This is a genomic window from Pseudoxanthomonas sp. SL93 (assembly GCF_026625825.1).
Taxonomy (GTDB): Bacteria; Pseudomonadota; Gammaproteobacteria; order Xanthomonadales; family Xanthomonadaceae; genus Pseudoxanthomonas_A.
Map to the genome: position 1 here is coordinate 1,569,743 of NZ_CP113065.1, position 23,187 is coordinate 1,592,929.

The following is a 23,187-nucleotide window of genomic DNA, read 5'->3' on the forward strand; positions in this document are numbered from 1 at the left end:
CCACTTCATCGCCCTTGCCGCCACCCGTCCGCTGACCGCCGCTAGAAACGGTAGACCGCGCCCAGGCGCAGGCCGCTGTTGACGAAGTCCAGGCTGCCATCGAAACGGTCTTTCTCCGCGTCGGCCTTGATGTGGTTGATGGTGTAGTCCAGCGAGAAGCCCACGCGTTCCCACGGAAACCATTCCACGCCCGCGCGACCGTAGGTGATGTCGGCGTCGATGTCGTTCAACTTGGCGGAGAAGTAGCCCAGCTCGGCGGATACGCGCCAGTCCTCGCCGGGCGTCCAACGCCAGTCTGCGCCGATCACCGGCGCGGGCAGGTCGGCATCGACGCTTTCGCTGATGGTACCGCCCACCTGCTCGCCATCGGCCTCGACCTCGGCCGACAGGCGCAGGTCCATCTGGTACCAGATCAACCCGACACGGGGACCGAGCGCCCAGTCCTCGTGCGAGGCCGCCCACCACGTGTAATCCAGCTCGTAGGTGTCCAGGTCGAACTCGCTGTCCACCGTGGCCGACGCCTCGTAGACGGTACCGTCGAACACGATGTCACGCGTCAGCTCGCGCGATGCGCTGCTGTCGTTGCCGTAGTACGCCAGCCCGAACTCATGCTTGTCCCAGGGCCGCCACGTCACCGCGACGAAGGCGATGGCATCGTCGTCCGACAGACCCAGATCGCGGTGCAGGTCCACTTCCGTGCCTTCCTGTGTTTCGCCGTCGGCCTTCACGTCGGTATCGAACCGGGTGATGTATCCCCCGATGCGCGCGCTGAACCTGTCGAGCGGTTCGACCGCATGTGCGGGGGCCATGCTGCACAGGGCGAGGGAACCGGCGATGCCAATCAATGCATAGCGTTTCATGGGAGCTCCTTGGAGTAGCGATGTTCGCGTCATCGGCATGGCCCGCTCTCGCAAACCACCCGTACCGGGGGAATTCATCGGACTGCTTCAGCCAACCATCAACCTACCAACGACAGGGAGCATGCAATGCGGCCGGCGCGGGCCCGACTGCATTCTCCTTTTCGACAACCGCCCTTTCGCCGACGTCTGTACCGGGATCGGAAGGTGGGGCGACCCGCGGGGTGCATGACCTCTCTCCTCTGTAACGGACTGCCGCCGCCGGATCAGCGGGCAGCAGCCGGGGGAACGGAACGCGGAATGCCTGCACGGCTCCAGAGCAGACTCATCATGCCCACCGCAAAGGCGCCCGCCAGCGCGAACTGGAACAGACGGACCAGCCACACCGACAGCGAGCCCGGCCCTGACGCAATGGCCGAACTGAAGATGATCAGCATGGCATTGCAACCCACCAGCGCCACCGCGCCTGCCGGCCCGCCGCGCAGGATGCCCTGGCCGAAACCCAGCAACACCACGAACAACAGCAGGGCCAGGAAAAGAAGGTGGGGCGTGGTCAGCAGAACGGCGTGCATCAGCCACCCCAGCATGCCCCCGGCGAAGTTGCCCAGGATCAGGGCCAGCGCATGCGTCCGGCTGCGCTGCGGGTCGAAGTTGACCACCAGCATGACCGTCGTGACGATCACCGGCAGCGCATCGGCCAGGCCGAACAGCAGGTAGACCAGCAGCAACGGCAACATCACCGCCGTCGACAGCAGCGCGAGGGCAAGCGGACTCCCAGTCTGTGTCGCGCCTGCCGGTGGCGGTCCGCGCTTCGGCATCACGGGCCAGAACACATGCACGACGGCGATCAGCACCAGCGCCAGCGCGATGCCACGCACGAGCGCCAGCGGCAGGCTGCCCGCCATCGCCGGCGCCACCATCACCACCACTGGCACTACGGCCAGGCAGATCAACAGCAGCAGGGCGGGCACGCGCGGGCGCCCGGCCAGCATGGCGTGGAACGCCACGAACATGCACAGCGTTATCAATCCCAGCAACACCAGCGGCATGCCCCGCAGCAGCGAAGCCATCACGAACGGCACCAACGCCGCCACCGTCATGATGACCACCAGGCCCAGCGCCATCTTCAGCGGGGGACGCACCGGGAGGTTCGTGAGCAGCACCGCCGTCAGCACGGGCGCCAGGAAAGTGGGCGTCCACTGCAGCCATTCGCACAGCACGAAGGCAACGGTCACGCCCACGGCGAAGCGCAGGATGGCGTGGCGCGATGCACGCGTCGCTTCGTCCATGTGCACGTTGCCGGCCAGGGCGTTCATTGCAGGTAACTCAGCTGCGCGATCAGCCAGATCCACAGGCGCGAGAGGGGATTCAGCACGGAGCGCTCGCGGGTCTGGATGACCACGTTCGCCTGCGCGCCACTGCGGCCCGGCGGCAGTCTGTCGTCCGCCTCGGCGGGCGTGTCCAGCACGATGCGCACCGGAAACCGCTGCGGCTCGCGCAACCAGCCGTTCGGTGGCTCCACCCGCGGCAACTGCCCATTCGGCGATTCGCCGCCCTGCGCGATGCCCCAGCCCACGCTCTCCACGCGCGCCGGGAAGACCCTGCCCGGATGGTCGTCGAACACCACGTAGGCACGATTGCCGCGCGCGATGTTGCCCAACTGGTTCTCGCGCATCGCCGCGGTCACCCAGCGCGGACCGTCGGCGATGAAGCTGAGCACCGGCTGGCCACGGCTGGCGAATTGGCCGGGGGCCAGCCGCAGGTTGGTGACCGCGCCATCGGCCGGTGCGGCCACGGTGGTGCGGCGCAGGTCCAGCGCGGCCTGCTCGACGCTGATCATCGCCTGCAGGATCTGCGGATTGCTTTCGGGTCCACCGCCCAGGCGGATCCGTGCGCGTTCGGCTTCGGCCTGCGCGCGCGTGATTTCGGCACGCGTCTTGGCGATGTCCGCGCGGGCGCGGATCGCGGAGGTCTCCGACAGCGCCCGCTTGGCCGACAGGTCCAGCACGATCTTGCCCAGCTGCTGGCTGGCGGCCAGGTCCACGCGTTGGCGCTGCAGCTGCGCATCGGCCACGCGCACGTCCGCGGCGGAAGCGTCCACGCCCTGCGAGGTGACCGCAAGATTGGCTTCCGCCGCCCGCAGCGCGATCTCGAACGGCACCGGATCCATCCGGAAGAGCATCTGGCCCTTCTTTACCGCCTGGTTGTCGCTGATGCCCACCGCCACCACCGGCCCGCTGATTTCCGGCGCCACCTGCACGAGGAAGGTATCGACCGTGGCCTGCGAGGTGTAGGGCGTGAAGCGGTCAGCTATCAGCTGGTAGACGAAGAGCGCGAGCAACGCCGCCAGCGCCACCTGCACGATCTTCCTGACCGGCTTGGCCTCCGCTGCAGGCGCACTGGCCGGTGCCGATCCCGGCCCGCCCTCTGCGGCCACCGTCGCGCCGGATGTGCTGGCTTCGTTCCTTGCCTGCGGTGCGTTCGCCATCGGGACTCTCGTCGCTTGCGTCAGGGGGAGGGATCGGCGGCGTCGGCCAACGCGGCCGGCGCCCTGCGGGAATCCTGCGGTGAGCGGTGGGAGGCCGCCGGCAACGGCGCGACGCGATCGACCCAGTCCCCGCCCAGCGCCCGGTACAGGTCCACATGTGCGCGATACCCATCGCCACGTGCGGTGCTCAGCGACAGTTCCGCCGAGAACAGGCTGCGTTCGGTATCCAGCACGTCCAGGTAGTCGGCGTAGCCGTTGTCATAGCGTTCGCGCGCAAGCCCCACGGCACGCCGCAATGCCTGCACGCGGCGCTCCAGCGAGACGATCAGCGCGCGCTTGGCCTCGATCGCGGCCAGCGCATCGTCCACGTCGCGGAAGGCGTTCTGGATGGTCTTCTGGTAGGCCAGCAGCGCCTGCTCGTGCCGGGCACGCGCCTGCTCGTTGGCGGCATCGATGGCGCCGCCCGCGAAGATCGGGCCCAGCAGTTGTCCTGCAAACGACCATGCACGCGAGGGACCACTGAACAGGCTGTCGAGGTCATTGCTTGCCGTACCACCCGACCCGGTCAGCGTGAGGCTGGGGAAATACAGCGTGCGTGCGGCGCCGACCAGGGCATTGGCGGCGACCAGTTGCTGTTCCGACTGCAGGATGTCGGGACGCCGGGCGACGAGGTCCGATGGCAATCCGGCCGGTACTGCAGGCATCAGCAGCGCCTGCAGCGTGCCGCCGCGCGCAATGGGTCCGGGATTGCGCCCGACGAGCACCGACAGCGCATGTTCCTGCTGCGCGATGGCCTGCCGGATTTCCGGGATGGATGCGGCCGCGGATTCGTACTCCGCCTGCACCTGCATCATTTCAAACTCGGACACGGCACCGCCGTCCAGCCGCAGCTGGAAGAGATCGACATTCTCCTGGCGGCCCTTCAGCGTCGCCTGCGAGATCTCCAGCCGGCGATCGAGATCGAGCAGGGTGACGTAACCGGAGACGACGGCTGACACCAGCGTCAGCGCAACGCCCAGGCGTGCCTGTTCGGTGGACATCAGATTGGCGCGGGCCGCTTCGTCCTCGCGGCGAAGGCGACCCCACAGATCCAGCTCCCAGCTGGCGGACAGCAATGCCGAGTAGGTGCTGCCCGCCGGCGTGCCCGGAGCACGCTGGCGCCCCGCACTGGCGCCGTAGCCCACCGCGGGGAGCGCCTGCGCATGGGTGGAAGCGACCCGGGCGGCAAATTCGTCCACGCGGGCCGTGGCGATGCGCAGGTCGTGATTGGCGACCAGGGCTTCGCTGACCAGGCGATCGAGTTCGGCATCACCGAATGCCCGCCACCAGGCGGGGACCTCGGCGAGTGTCGAAGTGGACGGGCGGTCCTGCGCCGCGGTCGCGGCGAAGCGGTAGCTGTCCGGCACGTCGACGGAAGGACGCGTGTAGTCGGGACCCAGCGCGCAGCCGGACGACGCACATGCGGCCACGGCCACCAGGGTTGTGATGGACCAAGAGGGGCTACTGACTCGCGCGCTGCGACTCAAGGGTGCCACCTGTCAGGGGGCCGTCTCCGACAACGGCACGCCATACTGCGCCCGCCCTTCGCCGCCGGTCAATGACCCCTGTCGACACTTCCCTGACGCAGTGCGGCAAACAGCCCCGGCGCCCCGGTAACGCGATGCACCGGTCTGCAGACTGCCCGGCGCGGGTCGACCCGGGCTCTGCTCAAGAATCATCTTCCTGTGCCGATAAAGCCCTCAGGCGGCTCCGTGCCCACGGCTGCCGCGACCGTCTTCCACTCTTTCCAGGGTCCATCACGATGACATCACGCCCGACCGTTCTGCTTTGCGATGATTCGCGCGCACTGCGCATGCTCGCCGCCCGCCAGCTTGCGGACAGCGGCTTCGAGGTGGTCGGTGAAGCCGGCAACGGCAACGAAGCCTTCAGCCAGTACCAGGCGCTGAAGCCCGACGTGGTGCTGATGGACCTGGTGATGCCCGAGTGCGACGGCAAGCAGGCGCTGGGCCGGATCCTGGCCCACGATCCGTCCGCCCGCGTGGTGATCCTGAGTTCCCTCGGCGCACAGAGCGACATCGAGGAATGCCTGAAGCTGGGCGCCAAGTCCTACCTGCAGAAGCCGATCGATCCGGAAGTCATGGATCGCGTGCTGCACGAGGCGGTTGCCTGACCGGCACGCATTTCCTCCCTATACCGTCATCTGCACGAGGCTACACCATGGCAGCAAAATTCCTGGGCCAGTTCCTGCTGGAACGCGGCACCATTACCTCACCGCAGCTCCTGGCCGCGCTCGACGCGCAGCGCGCCTCCAATCCCCTGCTCGGCGAACTGGCCGTGCACCACGGCATGCTGAGCGAGGCGCAGGCGCGCCGCATCAACGAACGGCAGCGTGCGGAAGACCGCCGTTTCGGCGACATCGCGCAGGACATGGGCCTGCTGGATGGCGCGCAGCTGGACGTGCTGCTGGCGGCGCAGAAATCCGCGCGCAAGCTGTTCGGCGAGATCCTGGTGGAACAGGGCACGCTGACCCGCGACCAGCTTGAAGTCGAACTCGCTGCGCATCGCCAGGACCTGGATGAAGCCAATCACGCGCTTGCACTGGGCATCGCCGGCCACCCGCTCGGTGAAACCGTCACCAGCGCCATCCGAGTCTGCAACCGGCTGTTCCCGCGCCTGCTCGGCAGCCAGTGCCAGGCCGCCGGCATTGCCGACGCCGCGGCGCTGGCCGCCTGCGATGTCACCGCGCACGTGCGCATCGACGCCGCGCAGCCGATCCTGATCGGCCTGGGCTGCAGCCGGTCGACCCTGCAGGCGACGGCGTGTGCCCTGTTGTCGATCACGCCGGAACAATGCGACGACGAACTGGCCGTGGATGCATTGGGTGAACTGGTCAACGTGCTGATGGGCTACGTGGTGCGCGACACGCTGCCGGACGACGCCAGCTACCGCGCGCATCCGCCCACCACCACGCTGAGCGCCGCCGACGTGGTCGCCACCGGCACCACGCTGGCGCTGTCGATGAACACGCAGCACGGCGGATTCGTACTGATCGTCGGCTGATCCGCGTCCGCGCCCTCGGCGGGCGCGGCGTTTCACCTGCTCAGGCCCGCATCAACCGCCAGCAGCGGTGGATGCGCGCATTGCGCTCGAAATCCGGCGGGATCGTCTTCGCGCTGATGTCCTCGCAGCGCGCGAACTCGGCCACCGCGTTCTCGTCCAGGTTGAAACGACGGAAATTGTTGCTGAAGTACAGCACGCCGCCCGGCGCCAGGCACGCCACCGCGGCACGCAGCAGGCGCACGTGTTCCTTCTGCACGTCGAAATCGTCGGCACGCGCCGAGTTGGAGAACGTCGGCGGGTCGCAGAAGATCAGGTCGTATTCGCCGCGCTCGGCTTCCAGCCAGCGGACCGCATCGGCCTGCACCAGGCGGTGCACGGCGCCGCCCAGGCCGTTCTCGGCCAGGTTGTCGGCACACCACTGCAGGTACGTACCCGACAGGTCCACGCTGGTGGTGGCCGCCGCTCCCGCCACAGCCGCCTGCACGCTGGCCACGCCAGTGTAGCAGAACAGGTTGAGGAAGCGCTTGCCGCGCGCCTCCTGCGCCATCCTGCGGCGCAACGGACGGTGGTCGAGGAACAGCCCGGTGTCCAGGTAGTCGAACAGGTTCACCCGCAACAGCGCGCCGGATTCCCGCACCACGATGAATTCGTCGCGCTGCTGCATGCGGCCGTACTTGGCACCGCCTTTGCCGCGCTCGCGCGACTTGATCGCGATCTGTTCCTGCGGCACGCCGAAGACCTCGCGCGTGGCGGCCAGCAGTTCGCTGAAGCGGCGGCGCACGTCATGTTCCGGAATGGTCGCCGGGGCGGCGTACTCCTGCACATGCAGGAACGTGCGCGCCTGCCCGCCCTCCTCGACGTAGACGTCGATCGCGGCGGCGTATTCCGGCAGGTCGGCGTCGTAGACGCGATAGCAGGTGACGCCCTCGCGCTCGCGCCAGCTGCGGAACTTCTTCAGATTCTTGCGCAGGCGGTTGGCCACCATCTGCGCGCCTTCGGACAGCGGACGCGCCTCGCGCGGCTCGCGGGCCGGCACGGCGACCGGATCGCAGACGATCAGCGCGCACTCGATGGCACCGTTGAACAGCTGGTACTTCTTGCCGGCACGCAGGCCGGTGGCATACCCCAGCTCCGCGTTGCCGCACAGCAGGCTTGCGCGCCACTGCGGCACCGCCCGCTGCAGTGCGTCGCCCAGCGTGCGATACAGCTCGGCATCGGCTGCCAGGCGCTCATCGTACGGCGGATTGCAGACCACCAGACCACGCGGCTCCTCGCGTACCGGCAGCTGCGCGATGTCGCGCGCGTCGAACTGCAGCTGGCCGGCCAGGCCGGCGAGCACCGCGTTGTCGCGCGCGGCGCGGATCGCACCCAGGTCGATGTCGCTGCCGAAGAACGCAGGCCGCAACGCCGTGCGTCCCGCGCTCTCGCGCTGCACCGCCTCGGCGAACAGCGCACGCCATGCCTCGGCATCGAAGCCGAGCCAGCGCGACGGCAACACGTTGCCATGCCGCTGCAGGCCCGGCGCGACATCGGCCGCCATCAGCGCGCCTTCGATCAGCAGCGTGCCGCTGCCGCACATCGGGTCCAGCAGCGCACCGCCGTCGTGGTAAAGCGCCGGCCAGCCACCGCGCATCAGCACCGCGGCCGCCAGGTTTTCCTTCAACGGCGCGTCGTTCTGCGCCTGTCGCCAGCCGCGGCGATGCATCGGGCCACCGCCCAGATCAATCGATATCGTCGCGCGGTTCTTGCGTAGCGACAGGTTGATGCGCAGGTCGGGCTGTTCCACGTCCACCGACGGCCGCTCCAGGCCCTGCTGGCGCAACCGGTCGACCACGGCGTCCTTCACGCGCTGCGCGGCGTAGCGCGCGTGGGTGATGGCCTCGCCGGAGACATGGGCGTCCACCGCCAGCGTCAACTCCGGCCGCGTGTGCTGTTCCCACGCGATCGCCATCACGCCGTCGTACAGCGCCTGCTCGTCGAGGCATTCGAACTCGGCGATGGGCCACAGCACGCGGCTGGCCAGGCGCGACCACAGCACGGCGCGCTGGGCATCGACCAGTTCGCCATCGGCATTGACGCCGGCGATGGTGGCGGTCGCGACGGGTACGCCCAGCGCCAACAGCTCGTCGGCGAGCAGGTATTCCAGGCCTTTGGCGCAGGAGACGAAGAATTTCACGGTGCAACCTCAAGAGTGGACGTGACCCCGCGCAAGCCGGGGCCCGGTGACTTTATCCGGGCGATCGGCGTCGCCGGGACGACGGATTTCAAAGACCCGCCAGCAGCTGCGCGAAAGCGTCCGCCGACGCCGACACGTGGTCGGACAGGCGGTGCGAATCGTTGACCAGCAACAGGCGGGCGCGGCGCGGGAACGCCCAGTCGGCCACCGCCTGGGCGGGGATCAGTTCGTCGTCCCAGCCATGGATCACCGACACCGGCACCGGTGCGGCGTCGAGCGCCGGCAGCGGCCCCATCGTGATCGGCGGCGCCATCAGGAACAGGCCGCGCGTGGGAACCTCGAGCGATACGGCACCGGAGATATACGCGCCCAGGCTGGAACCGGCCAGCACCAGCGGACCGCGCGCAGCCGCGGCCTTCGCCAGCGCGCGCAGGCGGTCGAGCCGCGCCGGCACGTCGCCCAGCGAACTGATGTCGCGGCGAGCATCCAGGTCGGTGTAGTCCGGGCGTTCATGCGTCCAGCCGAACCGCTCAGCGACCTCGGCGAGCGCGGCGACCTTGGTCGCATCCGGCCCACTCTCGAAACCATGCGACAGGATGCAGTGGCCGCGCATCAGAGCGCCTCCACCGCGTCGCCGATGCCGAAGCTGCCACCTTCGATGATGCGCGCGCACAGCCCGCCATGGCCGCGCATCGCGTTGTAACCGCCCGGACCCAGCGCGTCTTCCATCCGCGAGCAGGGGTCGCAGTCCTCGGTGCCTTCAAGCACCACGTCACCGACGCGGAAACGGCGCCCCTTCAGCGCGACCAGCGGAATGCCCGAAACCACCACGTTCCGCCGCAGCAGCGCCGCCTGCAGGTCGGGGCGTTGCGCCAGCGCGGCGATCACCGGCAGGTGTTCGGCCTGGATCAGGGTGACGCCGCGCTTGCCGCTGCCACCCTTGTAGCGGTCGCCGCCCAGCCCGCCCTCGGTGGTGGCCTGGACGCGTTCGACGGCCGTCATCGCTTCGTCACGGGCCGGACGCAGGCCGATCCATTCGACGCGCCCGGCGCGCGGCAAGGTGGCCATCAGCTTGGCCAGCGGGGAATCGGGGTTGAGCGGCATGAGGGGCGTCCGGCGGCAGGCGACCACCTGCGAAGGCCGTCAGTTTACCGGAGCGCCCCCTGCCCCGCCCCGTGCACGGGCTTTGCTAGCATCGCCGGCATGCCATCCGAACTCCCGACCGACTTCACCCTCATCGACGATCCACTGCCCTACGTGGCGGCGCTCGAGCTCCGCCCGCTGTCGCAGATCGACCTGGTGGTGATCCACTGCACGGAGCTGCCCACGCTGGCCGACGCGCGGCAGTTCGGCGAACGGGTGCTTTATCCCTCGGGCACGGGCAACAGCGGCCATTACTACATCGACCGCGATGGTCGGGTGCTGGCGTACGTGCCCGTGGACCGCATCGCCCACCATGTGCGTGGCTACAACCCGCGCGCGGTGGGCATCGAACTGGTCAACACCGGCCGCTACCCGCACTGGCTGGCACGCGACAGCCAGCGGATGGACGAGCCCTACACACCGGAGCAGATCGCGACGCTGGGCGCCCTGCTGGCTTCGTTGCAGCGCGAGCTGCCTGAATTGAAGTACATCGCCGGCCATGAGGATCTCGACACCACCCACGAGCCCGCCAGCGACGATGCCAGCGTGCAGGTCGCGCGCAAGATGGATCCGGGCCCGCTGTTCCCCTGGTCGCAGGTGATGCAGGCCACCGCCCTGGAGCGCCTGCAGCCCTGACCCGGGCCGGGGCACGGTGTACGCAAGCGTCGGCGATTCGTCGGATCGCACACCATTGATGCCGCGTTGGAGGTCAGGCTGGACACCCGGCGGCGGCGCCAGTGGCCCGCATCGGCCCGCGCACCGTCTTCCCGCTCGCGCTGCCTGCTCCGGTGGCGCAATCGGCCTGCCCTATAATCGCCGCTCCCGGTTTTCCAGCGTGGTCCTGTGTCCCCCACTCCCGAGCCCGTCGTCTCCGAGCTGATCGAGCTGCTGTCGCTGGAACGGCTGGAGGACAACCTGTTCCGCGGCCAGAGCCGCGACATCGGCACCAAGTACGTGTTCGGCGGCCAGGTGCTGGGGCAGGCCCTGTCGGCGGCGCAGGCGACGGTGGATGCGCCGCGTCGCGCGCACTCGCTGCACGCCTACTTCCTGCGCGCCGGCAACATCGAGGCACCGATCGTCTACGAAGTGGACCGCACCCGCGATGGCGGGAGCTTCTCGGTACGCCGGGTGACGGCCATCCAGCACGGCCGGGTGATCTTCTTCTGCGCGGCCTCGTTCCAGGCCGAGGAAGAAAGCGCCGAACACCAGCTGTCGATGCCGGAAGTGCCGCAGCCGGAAGACATCGACCCGGCGCCGTCGGTGCCGGCCGAGGTCATGGCCTCGTTGCCGCCGAAGGTGCAGCGATGGCTTTCGCGGCGGGGGCCATTCGAATTCCGCCACGTGTATCCGCGCGATGAACTCAATCCGCCCAAGCGCCCGCCGTTCCAGCACGTGTGGTTCCGCCTGAGCGAGCCGGTCGGCGATTCGCCGGAACTGCATCGCGCCTTGCTGGCCTACGCTTCGGATTTCCAGCTGCTGGGTACCGCCACCTACCCGCACGGCATCAGCTACTACCAGCCCAACGTGCAGATGGCGTCGCTGGATCATGCGCTGTGGTTCCATCGTCCGTTCCGTGCGGACGACTGGCTGCTGTATTCCATCGACAGCCCCAGCGCGACCAGTTCGCGCGGGCTGGCGCGCGGGCAGATCTTCGACCGCCAGGGCCGGCTGATCGCTAGCTCGGCACAGGAAGGCCTGATCCGCGTGGTGCCGGACGCCGAAGCCGCGTCCGCCGTTCCCGCCAAGGATTGAACCCATGCGTCAGGTATTCACCAGCCAGCGGATCGAAACCGTCGAAGGCGTGGCCAAGCTGCTGACCGATGCCGGCATCGAGGTCTACATCAGCAACGGCCGCTCGTACCACAGCAAGCGCGGCAGCCAGTTCAGCTACACCGAGCCGACGCCACAGGCGCTGCAGCCGGCGTTGTGGGTACGCCATGCCGAAGACCAGCCACGCGCCCGCGAGATCCTGCGTGCCGGCGGCCTGCTGGAGACCACCCGGCCGGGCAACGGTCCCAGCCTGACCTTCACCCCGCCGCCCGACGAGCCGCCGCGCCGCTCGTGGGCGTGGCGACTGCGCCTGGTACTGCTGGCGCTGATCGCGCTGGCTGCCGCCGTCATGTGGATGCGCCGCCCCGTGCCCCCGCCGGCGGTGCCGGCAACGCCGCAGGAACAGCCTGCTTCGCCGGCGGCCGACCCGACCCCGGCGGAAGAAGAGACCGACCGCGTCCGCATCCAGCCGGCCACCGGCTGACCCATGGGTGCGCCTTCCGCGACCGGTCACATCCGCCGCGAACGCGCGTCATGGTCAGCAGGCCCCCTGCACTGCGAGACCCGATGAACGCCCACGCCCTGGACCTGATGCTGCAGACCGAGCTCCCGGCCGCCGCCCGCGGCAGCCAGGAGGCCTATGGCCGCATCGTGCTGGCCTGCCAGAACACGGTCACCGCCATCGCGCTGGCGATCACGCGCGACGTGCAGGCCAGTGAGGACATCGCGCAGGAGGCGTTCCTGAAAGCCTGGCAGCAACTCGACCGGTTGAAGAACGCAGCCAGCTTCCTGCCCTGGCTGCGGCAGATCACCCGCAACCTGGCCCGCGACTACCTGCGTACGAACCACGGGCGGCCGCTGTCGGGCGAAGCGGCCGACATCGCCATCGGCATGGCCGCCGACCCGTCGCCCTCGCCGGCCGAGAACCTGCTTCAGACCGAAGAGGAACGGGTGGCATCGGACATCATTTCCGCCCTGCCGGAGGAAAGCCGCGAGACGCTGCTGCTGTTCTATCGCGAGGGGCAGAGTTCGCAGCAGGTGGCCACTTTGCTTGGGCTGAGCGATGCCGCCGTCCGCAAGCGCCTGTCGCGCGCCCGCGCCAGCGTGCGCGAGGAGTTGATGGCGCGCTTCGGCGACTTCGCACGCAGCAGCGCCCCCAGCGCGGCGTTCGCGATGGTGGTGGTGGGCGCACTGGCCGGTGCCATGCCGGCCGCGAGCGCGGCGACGGTGATCGGTTCGGGCGTGCTGGGCACCGGGCTGGGCAAGCTGGGGTCCAGCGGCATCACCGCCGGCGGGGTATCGGGCGGCGTCGCCGGCGGGTCGTTCGGCATGATCGTCGAGAACCTCACCCAGCACCCCGCCGCACTGGGCGGCCTGATCGGCGGCGTGCTCGGCGGCTCGGCCGCCTATGCTTTCACCGCGTGGTACCTGAGGCGCTTCTGCCAGACCGCACAGGAGCGCCAGCAGGTCGGCCGCTTCATGGTGCTCAACGCCGGGACCGGGTCGCTCTGGGTGCTCTGCCTGATGCTCGCGACGTTGTTGACGCCCGGCTGGCAGGCCATCGCCGCGGTTTTCGTGATCGGCATGACCATCCTGAACTACCAGTACCTGGTCACCCTGCGCCGCATCATGGAGCCGATCCTGGCCTACCCGGCCAACCGGCACCGCCACCGTGCCTACGCCTACACGGTCGGCAAGCCCGCCGTGGTGATCAGCACGCTGCTGGCAGCCGCTTGCGTGCTGTATGCGCTGTACTCGAACGGAAGGTTCTGAGGTCCGTGGCGCGTTGAACATCACCGGCGGGTCACACTCCGACCCCTCGTGCGTCCTGCCTGCAGGACCTGCATGAAGGGAGTACCCGTGGACGCCTGCCTGATCGATGTTTCGCTGCGCGAGGAATTGCCTGCTGCCGCACGCGGCGACCGGCTTGCCTACGGTCGCATCATCGCGCTGTGCCAGAACGCGGTCACCGGCATCGCCCTGGCCATCACGCGCGACGTGCACGCCAGCGAGGACATCGCGCAGGAGGCCTTTCTGAAAGGATGGCGCCAGCTGCCGACCTTGAAGAACCCGGACAGTTTCCTGCCCTGGCTGCGCGAGATCACCCGCAACCTGGCACGCGACCACCTGCGCGCGCGGCGCCGCCAGCCGATGACCGGCGAAGCGGCCGACCTGGCCATCCTGCTGGCGGCGGACACGGCGCCCACGCCGGCCGAGCGCCTGCTGCATACCGAGCAGGAGGCCGCCGCGCTGGACGTGATCGCCGCGCTGCCCGAAGACAGTCGCGAGGTGCTGCTTCTCTATTACCGAGAAGGCCAGCGCACGCCGCAGGTCGCGCAGCTGCTGGGGCTGACCGATGCGACGGTGCGCAAGCGCCTTTCGCGCGCGCGCCAGTACGTGCGTGAGGAACTGATGGCGCGCTTCGGCGAATTCGCGCGTGGCACGGCCCCGTCCGCCGCCTTCGCCAGCGCCGTGCTGGGCATGCTGGCTGTGGCCGCACCCCCGGCGGCAGGCGCCGCGGTCATCAGCGGGAGCGGTGCGGTGGCAGGCAAGGGGCTGCTGAAACTGTTCGGCCTGTCCGCGGGGTTCGCCGCGGCGGGGACCCTGCTGGGCATCGGCGCGGTGTGGTTCGGCATCCGCACGCAGCTGCGCGACCCGCTGGACGGGCGCGAACGTCGCGCATTGCTGGCGTACGGCGTCTTCAACACCACCCTGATACTCGCCTTCATCGCGGGCATCGGCTGGCTGAGTGGCGTGCCGGGGTGGCTGCCCCATGCGCTGCTGACCGCGGCGTACGTGGCAGGCATCTGCTGGGCCAGCTCGCGCTGGCTGCCGCGCATCCTCGCGCGCCGACGGCAACGCGACCTGCTGCAGGATCCCGAAGGCACACGGGAGCGCATGCGGCGCCAATGCCGATGGCAGACATGGGGCCTGCGCGCAGGGGTCGCACTTGCGTCACTGGGATTGCTGGCCGGCCTGGTGATGTCCGGCCGCCTGTCCCTCTGAAAAAAAGTCACGCGCCCGCGGGGCTGCCGCGCGCGCGTGACGGCGGTTCAGCGCTGGCCGCGCCGGGCGCCCAGTTCTTCCTTCGTCAGGACGCCATCCTTGTTCGCGTCCAGGGTGTCGAAGCGCGATGCCAGGCGCTGGCTGCCCTTCGCTTCCTCGCGCGAGACCCGGCCGTCCTTGTTGGTGTCGATGTTGCCGATGCGTTCGGCCATGCGCGCCTCGGCGCGCTGCTGGAACTCGGCGCGACGCTGCACGTCGGCACGATCGATCTCCGCACGCGTCAGCTTGCCGTCCTTGTCCGCATCGGCCTTGGCGAACCACTCGTCGCGACGCTGCTTGCCCTGCAGTTCGCGGTCGGCACGATCCACCGCACCGTCCCTGTTCGCGTCCATCCGGTCGAAGCGTTCCGCGAAACGCGGTTCTGCAGCGGCCTCGGCACGAGTGACCTTGCCATCACCATCGACATCCAGCTTCTGGAAGGCATGTGCCGCACCCCGCCCGCCTTTTCCGCCATGGCGACCGTGGTCGCGCATGCCGCGCTGCGGACGCTCATCGGCACTCAGCTTGCCATCGGCACTCCTGTCCAGACGGTCGAAGTGTTCGGCCAGGCGGGCATTGCCCGCAGCCTCGGTCCTGTCGATGGCGCCATCGTTGTTCTTGTCGAGACTTGCACGCGCCGGCTTCTGCGCGTCGCCGGCCTGGGTGGCGGCCACGGCACTGCCGGCGCCAAGGGCGGCCAGCACGGCCACGAAAAGCAGGGTCTTGCGGTTCATCGTGTTCTCCTGGGAACGCGGCGCCACGTGCGCCACTGGCAGGGAAAACGCGCCAGCCGGCCCGCCGTTGACGCGCGGGTGGACGCGCCGCCCTCTGCATTCAGCCGGGATCGGGTCGCAGCCCACGCGATCCGGGCGTCGCAGTATGCTGGCCGCATGACCACCCCCCTCGCCCGCGCCCTGTCCATCTTCGGCCACCCGATGCTGGTGCTGCCGTTGGCGGTGCTGGCCGCGCTGGCACAGGGGGAGCGCCAGGCTGCGCTGCAGGCGGCGATAGGCTTCGGCCTGTTTGCGGCGCTGGTGATGGCGTTCTCGTGGTGGCAGGTGCGACGCGGCCGCTGGGCGCACGTGGATGCCAGCGCGCGGCACGAGCGCAGCAGCCTCAACCGGTTCCTGCTGGTGGCACTGGCGGTAAGTGCACTGCTGGTGGGCGCCTCCGGCACGCAGCCACTGCTCGCGCTGGGACTGGCGTTGTCGGCGGCGATGATCCTGGTGGCCATGGTGATGGCGCGCTGGTGCAAGGTGTCGCTGCACCTGGCGTTCGCCATCTTCGCGGCGTTGCTTCTGCGTGAGCTCGGGACGGTGTGGATGTTGGGTGCGCTGGCGTTCGCCGCTGCCGTGGCGTGGTCTCGCTTGGCCCTGCAACGGCACACCCCGCTGGACCTGGTGGCCGGCGCGATCATCGGCGCCTTCGCCGGCGTCGCCTTCTGGCCGATTGCACCACACTGGACGGGTTGAACGTGGGCGAGAACACGCCGCCATCGATCGACGAATTGCGCCTCTTCCACACGGGCGACCATCCGTGCGGTTACTGGCCGGACCGTGTCGCGCGCGACCTGGTGCTCGATCCGCGCGACCCGCGCCTGCCGCAGCTGTATCCCAATGCACTGGGCTGGGGATTCCGCCGCTCCGGCGACATCGTGTATCGCCCGCACTGCAGGCAGTGCCGCGCGTGCGTAGCCGTGCGCATCCCGGTGGCCGACTTCCGCCCTGACCGCAGCCAGCGCCGTTGCGCCGCGCGCAACGCACGTGTCGAGACCCGCATCGTTGCCGCGCTGCGCACGGACGAGCACCTCGCCCTTTATCGCCGTTACCTGGCGGCACGACACCCGCAGGGCGGTATGGACGACCACGGTGCCGTCGAGTTCGATCAGTTCCTGGTCGGCAGCTGGTCGCACGGCCGGTTCGTCGAGCTGCGGGAAGAGGGCCGGCTGCTGGCCGTCGCGGTGACGGACCTGATTCCCGGCGCGCTGTCCGCGGTGTACACCTTCTACGACCCGGAATGGGAAACGCGCAGCCTGGGCACGCTGGCCATCCTTCGACAACTGGAATGGGCAAGACGCGAAGGCTTCCACCATCTCTATCTGGGCTACTGGATCGCAGGCCACCGGAAGATGGACTACAAGTACCGGTTCCAGCCGCTGGAGATGTTCGACGGCCGGCAGTGGCGCCGCGACGGCGCCTGACGCGCATACGACCGTCATGCCTGCATGGCATCATGCCGGCATGCGCCGACTGATTGCCGCCCTCCCGATGCTCCTTGCCCTGTTCGCCTGCAGCGGCTTCATTCCCCACAGCGACAGCCACGGCACCGTGGGGCCCACGCTGCGCGTGGCCACGTACAACACCTCGCTGTACTCCGACGAGGATGGCGGCCTAATCCGCGAACTGGAAGGCGACAGCGCCCACGCGCGCAAGATCGCCGCGGTGCTGCAGAAGGTGCAGCCCGACCTGGTGTTGTTGAACGAATTCGACTACGACGACGCGCACCGCGCGGCGGACCTGTTCCAGCAGCGCTATCTGGAAGTGGCGCAGCCCGGCGGCGGCAAGCCCCTGCACTATCGCTACCGCTACCTGGCGCCGGTGAATACCGGCGTGCCCAGCGGGCTGGACTTGGACAACAACGGCAGCGCGGGTGGCGAAGGCCGCACGCGCGGCAACGACGCCTGGGGTTATGGCCTGCACCCCGGCCAGTACGGCATGCTGGTGCTGTCGCGCCACCCGATCGATGCCGCGCAGGCGCGCACGTTCCAGCTGCTGCGCTGGAGTACGTTCCCGGGCGCACGCAATCCCGTCGATCCCGCCTCACGCCGCGACTTCTATTCCGACGTGGCATGGCCGCAGCTGCGGCTGTCATCCAAGTCGCACTGGGATGTGCCGGTGCGCACGCCACAGGGCGTGGTGCACTTCCTCGTCGCCCATCCCACGCCGCCGGTATTCGACGGCCCCGAGGACCGCAACGGCCTGCGCAACGCCGACGAGATCCGCCTGTGGCGCGAATACCTGTCGCCAGGCGACAAGCCGTGGCTCTGCGATGACCAGGGGCGCTGCGGCGGCCTGCCAAGCGAGGCGCGTTTCGTGATCGCGGGCGACCTCAACAACGATCCCGTCGATGGCGATGGCCACCACGAGGCCATCATCGAACTGCTGGAGCATCCGCGCGTGATGCGCATGGCCACGCCCCGCAGCGAAGGGGGCGAAGAGACGGCGCTCGCCTACGCGGCGAAGGGTTTGCAGCGACGCGGCTCACCCGCCCATGTCACCGGCGATTTCGGCCCGCGCAACGGCGCGATGCGGCTGGACTACGTGCTGCCGTCCACCGGCTTCGGCCTGACCGGCAGCGGCGTGTTCTGGCCGAAGAAGGACCACCCGGACGCCGCCATCGCCGATGGCAGCGACCATCACTTGGTGTGGGTGGACATCACGCTGTAGCCGGCGCCGTCGGCGCGGCCACCATCCGTGGCCCGAAACCGAACACCGCTTCGTTCTGCGCCGACACGATCATGCGGATCATGCTGCCGGGCACCATCAGTTCGACCTGCACCTCGTGGCCTTCCGCGTCCTTGCCCACCAGCGTCATCTCGGTGAACGCGCCACCGGTGTCGATCTCCTTGCAGAAGATGTGCGGGCCGTCGGGCTGGCCGGTCAGATAGGGCTTGATCGCCTCGCCCAGTGCTTCCAGTGCCTGCGGGAAGAAGAACACGGCATAGCCGGTGTTTCCATTCATGGGGTACGACCTAGAGGAGTTCGATGGTGATGGCAGCGGCGGCATCGCGTGCCACCGCTCGCGCGGCGTCGGTGTCTTCCGCGCGCGCCAGCGTCACGCCGACGCGGCGATGGCCTTCCACGCGCGGCTTGCCGAACAGGCGCAATGCGCTGTCGGGTGCCTGCAGCGCGCCTTCCACGTTGCCGAACACGGGAACGCCATGGCCATGCGCCAGCATCGCGCACGATGCCGATGGACCGTTGTGGCGGATGGTCGGGATGGGCAGGCCGAGGATGGCACGCGCGTGCAGCGCGAACTCGCTGAGGTCCTGCGACACCAGCGTCACCAGGCCGGTGTCGTGCGGGCGCGGCGAAACCTCGCTGAACCACACGTCGTCTCCCTTCACGAACAGCTCCACGCCGAACAGGCCCCATCCCCCCAGGTCATCCGTCACCGCGCGTGCGATCTGCTGCGCGCGCTCCAGCGCGCGCGCCGACATGGGCTGCGGCTGCCAGCTTTCGCGGTAGTCGCCGTCCTTCTGCCAATGGCCGATCGGGTCGCAGAACGAAGTGCCGGCCGCATGGCGCACGGTCAGCAGCGTGATCTCATAGTCGAAGTCGATAAAGCCTTCCACGATGCAACGGCCCGCGCCGGCACGGCCACCCGTCTGGGCGTAGTCCCACGCCGCGTCGATGTCGGCCTGCGTGCGCAACGTGCTCTGGCCCTTGCCCGACGAGGACATCACCGGCTTGACCACGCAGGGCAGGCCGATGTCCGCCACCGCGGCACGGTACTGGTCGGCGGTGTCGACGAAGCGATAAGGCGAGGTCGGCAGGCCCAGCGTCTCGGCCGCCAACCGGCGGATGCCTTCACGGTCCATCGTCAAGCGCGCCGCGCGCGCGGTGGGAATGACGCGTGCCGCGCCTTCGGCTTCCAGCGCCACCAGGGTTTCGGTGTGGATGGCTTCGATTTCCGGGACGACCAGGTGCGGCTTCTCCTGCGCGATGAGCGCGCGGATCGCGGCGGGGTCCAGCATGTCCAGCACGTGCGACCGGTGCGCCACCTGCATGGCGGGCGCGTCGGCGTAGCGGTCGGCCGCGATGACCTCCACGCCAAGCCGCTGCAGCTCGAGGGCCACTTCCTTGCCCAGTTCGCCTGACCCCAGCAGCAGGACGCGGGTGGCATGGGGAGAAAGCGGAGTGCCCAGGGTGGTCATGCGCGGTGTTCCGGGGAAGGAGGGGCGCCAGTTTACCGGGCCTGCCGACGGACGGCGGCTAGAGGCCATTGACATCTGATATCAAATTGATATCTTTCAATCTCAACCAAGGGGATATGCCATGAGAGAGAACGCGAAGTCGTCGCTGCCCGGAATTCCGGTCCTGCTGGGGGTGCTGCTGCTGGCCTTGGGGGCCCTTGCCATCTTCATCATGTCCGCCGCCAACAAGCAGCCGGCCGGCCTGGTGCTGGGCGTCCTGCTCGGCGCCACCGCCCTCTTCATCATGGCCGGGCTGTACAAGCTGGAGCCCAACCAGTCCGCCGTGCTCAGCCTGTTCGGCAAGTACGTGGGCACGGTGAAGGACAACGGCCTGCGCTGGAACAACGTCTTCTTCACCAAGAAGAAGATCTCCCTGCGCATCCGCAATTTCGAGAGCAGCCGCCTGAAGGTCAACGAGCTGGATGGCAGTCCCATCGAGATCGCGGCGGTGATCGTGTGGCAGGTCGTGGATTCGGCCGAAGCGGTCTTCAACGTCGACGACTACGAGAGCTTCGTGCACATCCAGTCGGAGTCGGCCCTGCGCGCGATGGCGTCCAGCTATCCCTACGACCAGCATGAAGAAGGCCAGATCGCGCTGCGCAGCCATCCGCAGGAGATCTCGCAGCACCTGCAGGAACAGATCGCGGAACGTCTTGGCCGTGCCGGCGTGGACGTCATCGAAGCGCGCATCAGCCACCTGGCCTACGCGCCGGAAATCGCCCAGGCCATGCTGCAGCGCCAGCAGGCCAATGCGGTGATCGCCGCACGCACCCGCATCGTCGCCGGCGCGGTCGGCATGGTGGAGATGGCCTTGGCCGAGTTGCAGAAGAACGACGTGGTCAAGCTGGACGAGGAGCGCAAGGCGCAGATGGTCAGCAACCTGCTGGTGGTGCTGTGTGGCGAGCGCGGCACGCAGCCCATCGTCAACACCGGTTCCATCTACTGAGCCGGCAAGCGCCATGCATGCGCTCGCGCCCCTGCTTCTCGCCGCCTCCGGCCTTCCCGCCCTGCTCGTCGGTGCATGGGTCGGCCGTTCCGGTAATGTCCGCTCACGCGGCATGGCGCTGCACTGGGTGATGATCGGGCTGGCCATGCAGGCCGGCGCCGTGGGCATCTACGTCAGCGAGGATGGTCGGCAGGTACGCGGCATCGTGATCGCGATGGTGGTACTGGTGAATGCACTGATCGCATCCATGGCGTGGCAGCTCCACCGCAACAGGAAAAACCGGTGAGCGAGAAGCAGGACAAGAAGGCCTATCCGCTGCGCATCAGTGCCGACGTACTGGCGGCGGTGCAGCGGTGGTCGGACGACGAACTGCGGTCGCTCAACGCGCAGATCGAATACGTACTGCGCGATGCGCTGCGCAAGGCTGGGCGGCTGCCGAAGGGCGGCACGCCGGGAACCGAGGAAAAGGAATCGCCATGAGCCATCGCTGGACCCATAAAGTCATCGAGATCCCCTACAAGATGTTCGCCGGAAAACTCACCGACCGGATCCAGCAGGAACTGGACAAGATGAGCGCCCAAGGATGGGAACTGGTGAGCACCCTGTACATCGAACATGAAGTCGCCGTGCGCCTGTTCTTCAGGAAACCCGCCTGACACCGCCTTACGCAAGGAGCTCCCGATGCAGCACCCGCAGGAATTCCCCGTCGCGCCGCCCCCACCCCACACGTCGTGGTGGCTATGGCTGCCCATGCTGCTCGCGGCTGGCGCGGTGATCGTGGCGATGACGATGGAATCGCGGACGCCGCCGCCGCTGGCGGGATGGCTGGCCATTCCGTTCGTGGGGCTGGTCGGCATCGTGCTGACGTTCGCACTGCGCCGTCGCCGGATCGTGCTGGACAACCGCGAACTGCAGGTCAGCGCGACCTTCTATACGAAGACGCTGGTGCTGGAGGCCATCGACCTGGACAAGGCCCGCGTGGTCAGTCTGGAGGAGCACACCGAACTCAAGCCGGGCCTGAAGACCAATGGCTTCGGCCTGCCAGGGTTCCAGGCCGGGCATTTCCGCCTGCGCAACCTCACCAAGGCCTTCTGCCTGATCACCGACCGCAGCCGCGTGCTTGCATTGCCGCTGCGGGATGGGGGCCTTGTCCTGCTGAGCCCCGCGCGGCCCGCGGACCTGCTGGCGCGCCTGCGTGAACTGGCGGTACCGGCCCCCCGTCGCTAAGCTGGCGGCATGCCGCACTCGCACGCCATTCCGCTGAAATCCTTCCTGCTCAATACCGCACGGATCGAACTCTGGCCCGCCAAGCTGCTGAGTGCACGCACCAATGCCGACGCGCGCGCGCTGAGCCGGGCGCATACGGTACTGCGCCGCAAGCGCGATGGCCGCTACCTCGCGGCAGTGATGTCGCAGGGCGTGCTGCCGCTGCAACCGCGGCTTGTGCACGAGCCCGGCATCGAGGCCGCGCTGGATGCGATGGATGCACTGGATACCACGCGCGGCTTCGACATCGATGCCGCCGGCGAGCTGCCGCTGGACAGCCTGCTGGAACGACTGGACGTGCTGGGACTGGATGAAGCGTATGGCGACCGCACCGGCCTGTCCCTGGTCGCGGAACCCGCGGCGCTGGCGCTGGCCGGCTTCGACCGTTATCGCCGCCCGCTCTGGCTGACCCTCGCCAGCGCACGTGCATGGAACGCCATGCGACGCAGCGCGACGAAGGACGGGATAACGCTGGAGGCGATCTCCGGCTACCGCAGCCACGATTACCAACTGGGCATCTTCGAACGGAAACTGGCGCGCGGCCAGACCGTCGACCAGATCCTGACGGTCAATGCGGCGCCCGGCTACAGCGAACACCACAGCGGCCAGGCACTCGACATCGGCACCCCGGGCGAACCGCCGGCCGAGGAATCGTTCGAACAGACGCCGGCATTCGCGTGGCTCACGCGCCACGCGGGGGACTTCGGTTTCGTGATGAGTTATCCGCGCGACAATGCGTTCGGCATCATCTACGAGCCATGGCACTGGTATTACGCGGGTAACAACGCCTCTTGACGCTACGACGGCCCTGGCCCACGCTCGGCGTCGGGGACCCTTGAGAACGCCTTTCACGCCTGTCGGCGCGAAACGGCTGCATGGCCCCTCCTTGTCCACATCGCGCCAGGAAGCGGGCCATGAATTCCTCCAATCCATATGAAAGTCCGTCGGTAGCCGTCTTGGATGCACGGCAGCCACTCGAGCGCGACATCCCGGAAGAAATCTCACGACCGATAAAGCACGGCTGGATCGCTGCGTGCGTCTCCGCGACCATGACCCTGCTGGTCACCCTGCTCGCCCTGAAGAGCAGCACGGAAAATTCCTACGTCGACGCCTGGAACCTCATGGACGTCGCGCTGATTGCCCTGTTCGCCCTGGGCATCTACAAGCGGAGTCGCACCGCAGCGACCCTCATGCTGGTCTACTTCGTGCTCTCCAAGATTCTGATGATGATGGAGACCGGCATGCCGTCTGGCCTGGTGCTCGGCCTGGTGTTCACCATCTTCTATTTCCGCGCGATGACCGCGACCTTCCGCTACCACGCTTTCGTCAAGCAGTGGCGCCGGAACCCGCCTGCTCCCCGGCGCTCGCTGAGCGAGGACCCGCTGTTCGCTGCAAAAGCTACTGACAACAACGCGCCCTGAGCGCGTAGCTCAAGCGTCACCGACCGGCAGTCCACGGGTG

General features: G+C 68.4%; 26 protein-coding genes and 1 pseudogene. 17 read left to right on the forward strand and 10 right to left on the reverse strand.

The window, feature by feature from the left end:
* Window positions 1–41 precede the first annotated feature (41 nt).
* From OVA13_RS07330 to OVA13_RS07345, 4 genes are all read right to left on the reverse strand, one after another.
* On the reverse strand, window positions 42–860 hold the full coding sequence (locus OVA13_RS07330; protein WP_267793123.1) for a putative outer membrane beta-barrel protein: 819 nt from the start codon (window positions 858–860) through the stop codon (window positions 42–44).
* Window positions 861–1,123: 263 nt separating this feature from the next.
* Window positions 1,124–2,173 carry a DUF2955 domain-containing protein gene (locus OVA13_RS07335; protein WP_267793124.1) on the reverse strand — a complete coding sequence of 350 codons (1,050 nt, stop codon included), beginning with the start codon at window positions 2,171–2,173 and terminating at the stop codon, window positions 1,124–1,126.
* The gene (locus tag OVA13_RS07340) at window positions 2,170–3,345 is read right to left on the reverse strand and encodes an HlyD family secretion protein (RefSeq protein ID WP_267793125.1); all 1,176 of its coding nucleotides are present in this window, start codon (window positions 3,343–3,345) and stop codon (window positions 2,170–2,172) included. The genes OVA13_RS07335 and OVA13_RS07340 overlap by 4 nt, the downstream gene beginning before the upstream one ends.
* A 20-nt stretch (window positions 3,346–3,365) precedes the next feature.
* On the reverse strand, window positions 3,366–4,820 hold the full coding sequence (locus tag OVA13_RS07345) for an efflux transporter outer membrane subunit (protein ID WP_267793126.1): 1,455 nt from the start codon (window positions 4,818–4,820) through the stop codon (window positions 3,366–3,368).
* 326 nt (window positions 4,821–5,146) lie between these two features.
* Here OVA13_RS07345 and OVA13_RS07350 point away from each other — a divergent pair, with 326 nt between their 5' ends.
* Window positions 5,147–5,515: a response regulator gene (locus OVA13_RS07350; protein WP_267793127.1), complete on the forward strand. Its 369-nt coding sequence runs from the start codon at window positions 5,147–5,149 to the stop codon at window positions 5,513–5,515.
* Window positions 5,516–5,562: 47 nt separating this feature from the next.
* Window positions 5,563–6,405, forward strand: a complete 843-nt coding sequence (locus OVA13_RS07355; RefSeq protein ID WP_267793128.1) for a cyclic di-GMP-binding domain-containing protein, MshE-related — start codon at window positions 5,563–5,565, stop codon at window positions 6,403–6,405.
* Between the two features lie 40 nt (window positions 6,406–6,445).
* On the opposite strand, the gene rlmKL is transcribed toward OVA13_RS07355, so the two are convergent.
* From rlmKL to OVA13_RS07370, 3 genes are all read right to left on the reverse strand, one after another.
* Window positions 6,446–8,581 (reverse strand): bifunctional 23S rRNA (guanine(2069)-N(7))-methyltransferase RlmK/23S rRNA (guanine(2445)-N(2))-methyltransferase RlmL, encoded by a 2,136-nt coding sequence (gene rlmKL, locus OVA13_RS07360; protein WP_267793129.1) that lies wholly within the window; start codon window positions 8,579–8,581, stop codon window positions 6,446–6,448.
* Between the two features lie 88 nt (window positions 8,582–8,669).
* A complete protein-coding gene (locus tag OVA13_RS07365; protein ID WP_267793477.1) occupies window positions 8,670–9,197 on the reverse strand; it encodes an alpha/beta hydrolase in 528 nt (175 codons plus the stop codon).
* Complete coding sequence (locus OVA13_RS07370) at window positions 9,194–9,685, reverse strand: MOSC domain-containing protein (RefSeq protein WP_267793130.1); 492 nt, start codon at window positions 9,683–9,685, stop codon at window positions 9,194–9,196. The genes OVA13_RS07365 and OVA13_RS07370 overlap by 4 nt, the downstream gene beginning before the upstream one ends.
* 99 nt (window positions 9,686–9,784) lie before the next feature.
* Between OVA13_RS07370 and OVA13_RS07375 the strand changes: the two genes are divergently transcribed.
* The 5 genes from OVA13_RS07375 (at window position 9,785) to OVA13_RS07395 (ending at window position 14,500) form a co-directional block, all read left to right on the forward strand.
* Complete coding sequence (locus OVA13_RS07375) at window positions 9,785–10,360, forward strand: N-acetylmuramoyl-L-alanine amidase (protein WP_267793131.1); 576 nt, start codon at window positions 9,785–9,787, stop codon at window positions 10,358–10,360.
* 207 nt (window positions 10,361–10,567) lie between these two features.
* Window positions 10,568–11,476: an acyl-CoA thioesterase II gene (tesB, locus tag OVA13_RS07380; protein ID WP_267793132.1), complete on the forward strand. Its 909-nt coding sequence runs from the start codon at window positions 10,568–10,570 to the stop codon at window positions 11,474–11,476.
* Between the two features lie 4 nt (window positions 11,477–11,480).
* On the forward strand, window positions 11,481–11,978 hold the full coding sequence (locus tag OVA13_RS07385; RefSeq protein ID WP_267793133.1) for a putative signal transducing protein: 498 nt from the start codon (window positions 11,481–11,483) through the stop codon (window positions 11,976–11,978).
* 83 nt (window positions 11,979–12,061) lie between these two features.
* Window positions 12,062–13,267 (forward strand): RNA polymerase sigma factor, encoded by a 1,206-nt coding sequence (locus OVA13_RS07390; protein ID WP_267793134.1) that lies wholly within the window; start codon window positions 12,062–12,064, stop codon window positions 13,265–13,267.
* Between the two features lie 87 nt (window positions 13,268–13,354).
* Window positions 13,355–14,500 (forward strand): RNA polymerase sigma factor, encoded by a 1,146-nt coding sequence (locus OVA13_RS07395; RefSeq protein ID WP_267793478.1) that lies wholly within the window; start codon window positions 13,355–13,357, stop codon window positions 14,498–14,500.
* A 240-nt stretch (window positions 14,501–14,740) separates the two neighbouring features.
* Here OVA13_RS07395 and OVA13_RS07405 read toward each other — a convergent pair.
* Window positions 14,741–15,273 (reverse strand): annotated as a pseudogene (locus OVA13_RS07405) (hypothetical protein); the annotation flags it as partial.
* Window positions 15,274–15,429: 156 nt separating this feature from the next.
* Between OVA13_RS07405 and OVA13_RS07410 the strand changes: the two are divergent.
* From OVA13_RS07410 to OVA13_RS07420, 3 genes are read left to right on the forward strand one after another with little or no spacing between them, the layout of a single operon-like run.
* Window positions 15,430–16,011: a phosphatase PAP2 family protein gene (locus tag OVA13_RS07410; RefSeq protein WP_267793634.1), complete on the forward strand. Its 582-nt coding sequence runs from the start codon at window positions 15,430–15,432 to the stop codon at window positions 16,009–16,011.
* 2 nt (window positions 16,012–16,013) lie between these two features.
* Entirely contained in the window at window positions 16,014–16,739 is a 726-nt protein-coding gene (locus OVA13_RS07415; RefSeq protein ID WP_267793136.1) for an arginyltransferase, read from the forward strand.
* Between the two features lie 40 nt (window positions 16,740–16,779).
* Window positions 16,780–17,985 carry an endonuclease/exonuclease/phosphatase family protein gene (locus OVA13_RS07420; RefSeq protein WP_267793137.1) on the forward strand — a complete coding sequence of 402 codons (1,206 nt, stop codon included), beginning with the start codon at window positions 16,780–16,782 and terminating at the stop codon, window positions 17,983–17,985.
* Here the strand turns inward: OVA13_RS07420 and OVA13_RS07425 are convergent.
* Complete coding sequence (locus OVA13_RS07425; RefSeq protein WP_267793138.1) at window positions 17,975–18,280, reverse strand: hypothetical protein; 306 nt, start codon at window positions 18,278–18,280, stop codon at window positions 17,975–17,977. The genes OVA13_RS07420 and OVA13_RS07425 overlap by 11 nt on opposite strands.
* 10 nt (window positions 18,281–18,290) lie before the next feature.
* A complete protein-coding gene (purT, locus tag OVA13_RS07430) occupies window positions 18,291–19,475 on the reverse strand; it encodes a formate-dependent phosphoribosylglycinamide formyltransferase (protein WP_267793139.1) in 1,185 nt (394 codons plus the stop codon).
* 121 nt (window positions 19,476–19,596) lie between these two features.
* Here purT and OVA13_RS07435 point away from each other — a divergent pair, with 121 nt between their 5' ends.
* From OVA13_RS07435 to OVA13_RS07465, 7 genes are all read left to right on the forward strand, one after another.
* On the forward strand, window positions 19,597–20,460 hold the full coding sequence (locus tag OVA13_RS07435; protein ID WP_267793140.1) for an SPFH domain-containing protein: 864 nt from the start codon (window positions 19,597–19,599) through the stop codon (window positions 20,458–20,460).
* A 13-nt stretch (window positions 20,461–20,473) separates the two neighbouring features.
* Complete coding sequence (locus OVA13_RS07440; protein ID WP_267793141.1) at window positions 20,474–20,746, forward strand: hypothetical protein; 273 nt, start codon at window positions 20,474–20,476, stop codon at window positions 20,744–20,746.
* On the forward strand, window positions 20,743–20,940 hold the full coding sequence (locus OVA13_RS07445; protein ID WP_267793142.1) for a type II toxin-antitoxin system antitoxin: 198 nt from the start codon (window positions 20,743–20,745) through the stop codon (window positions 20,938–20,940). Before OVA13_RS07440 ends, OVA13_RS07445 begins: the two co-directional genes overlap by 4 nt.
* Window positions 20,937–21,116 carry a DUF4177 domain-containing protein gene (locus tag OVA13_RS07450; RefSeq protein ID WP_267793143.1) on the forward strand — a complete coding sequence of 60 codons (180 nt, stop codon included), beginning with the start codon at window positions 20,937–20,939 and terminating at the stop codon, window positions 21,114–21,116. The genes OVA13_RS07445 and OVA13_RS07450 overlap by 4 nt, the downstream gene beginning before the upstream one ends.
* Window positions 21,117–21,141: 25 nt before the next feature.
* The gene (locus OVA13_RS07455; RefSeq protein ID WP_267793144.1) at window positions 21,142–21,687 is read left to right on the forward strand and encodes a PH domain-containing protein; all 546 of its coding nucleotides are present in this window, start codon (window positions 21,142–21,144) and stop codon (window positions 21,685–21,687) included.
* 9 nt (window positions 21,688–21,696) lie between these two features.
* Window positions 21,697–22,521, forward strand: a complete 825-nt coding sequence (locus OVA13_RS07460; protein WP_267793145.1) for a M15 family metallopeptidase — start codon at window positions 21,697–21,699, stop codon at window positions 22,519–22,521.
* A gap of 119 nt (window positions 22,522–22,640) precedes the next feature.
* Window positions 22,641–23,147 carry a hypothetical protein gene (locus OVA13_RS07465; RefSeq protein ID WP_267793146.1) on the forward strand — a complete coding sequence of 169 codons (507 nt, stop codon included), beginning with the start codon at window positions 22,641–22,643 and terminating at the stop codon, window positions 23,145–23,147.
* Window positions 23,148–23,187 lie beyond the last annotated feature (40 nt).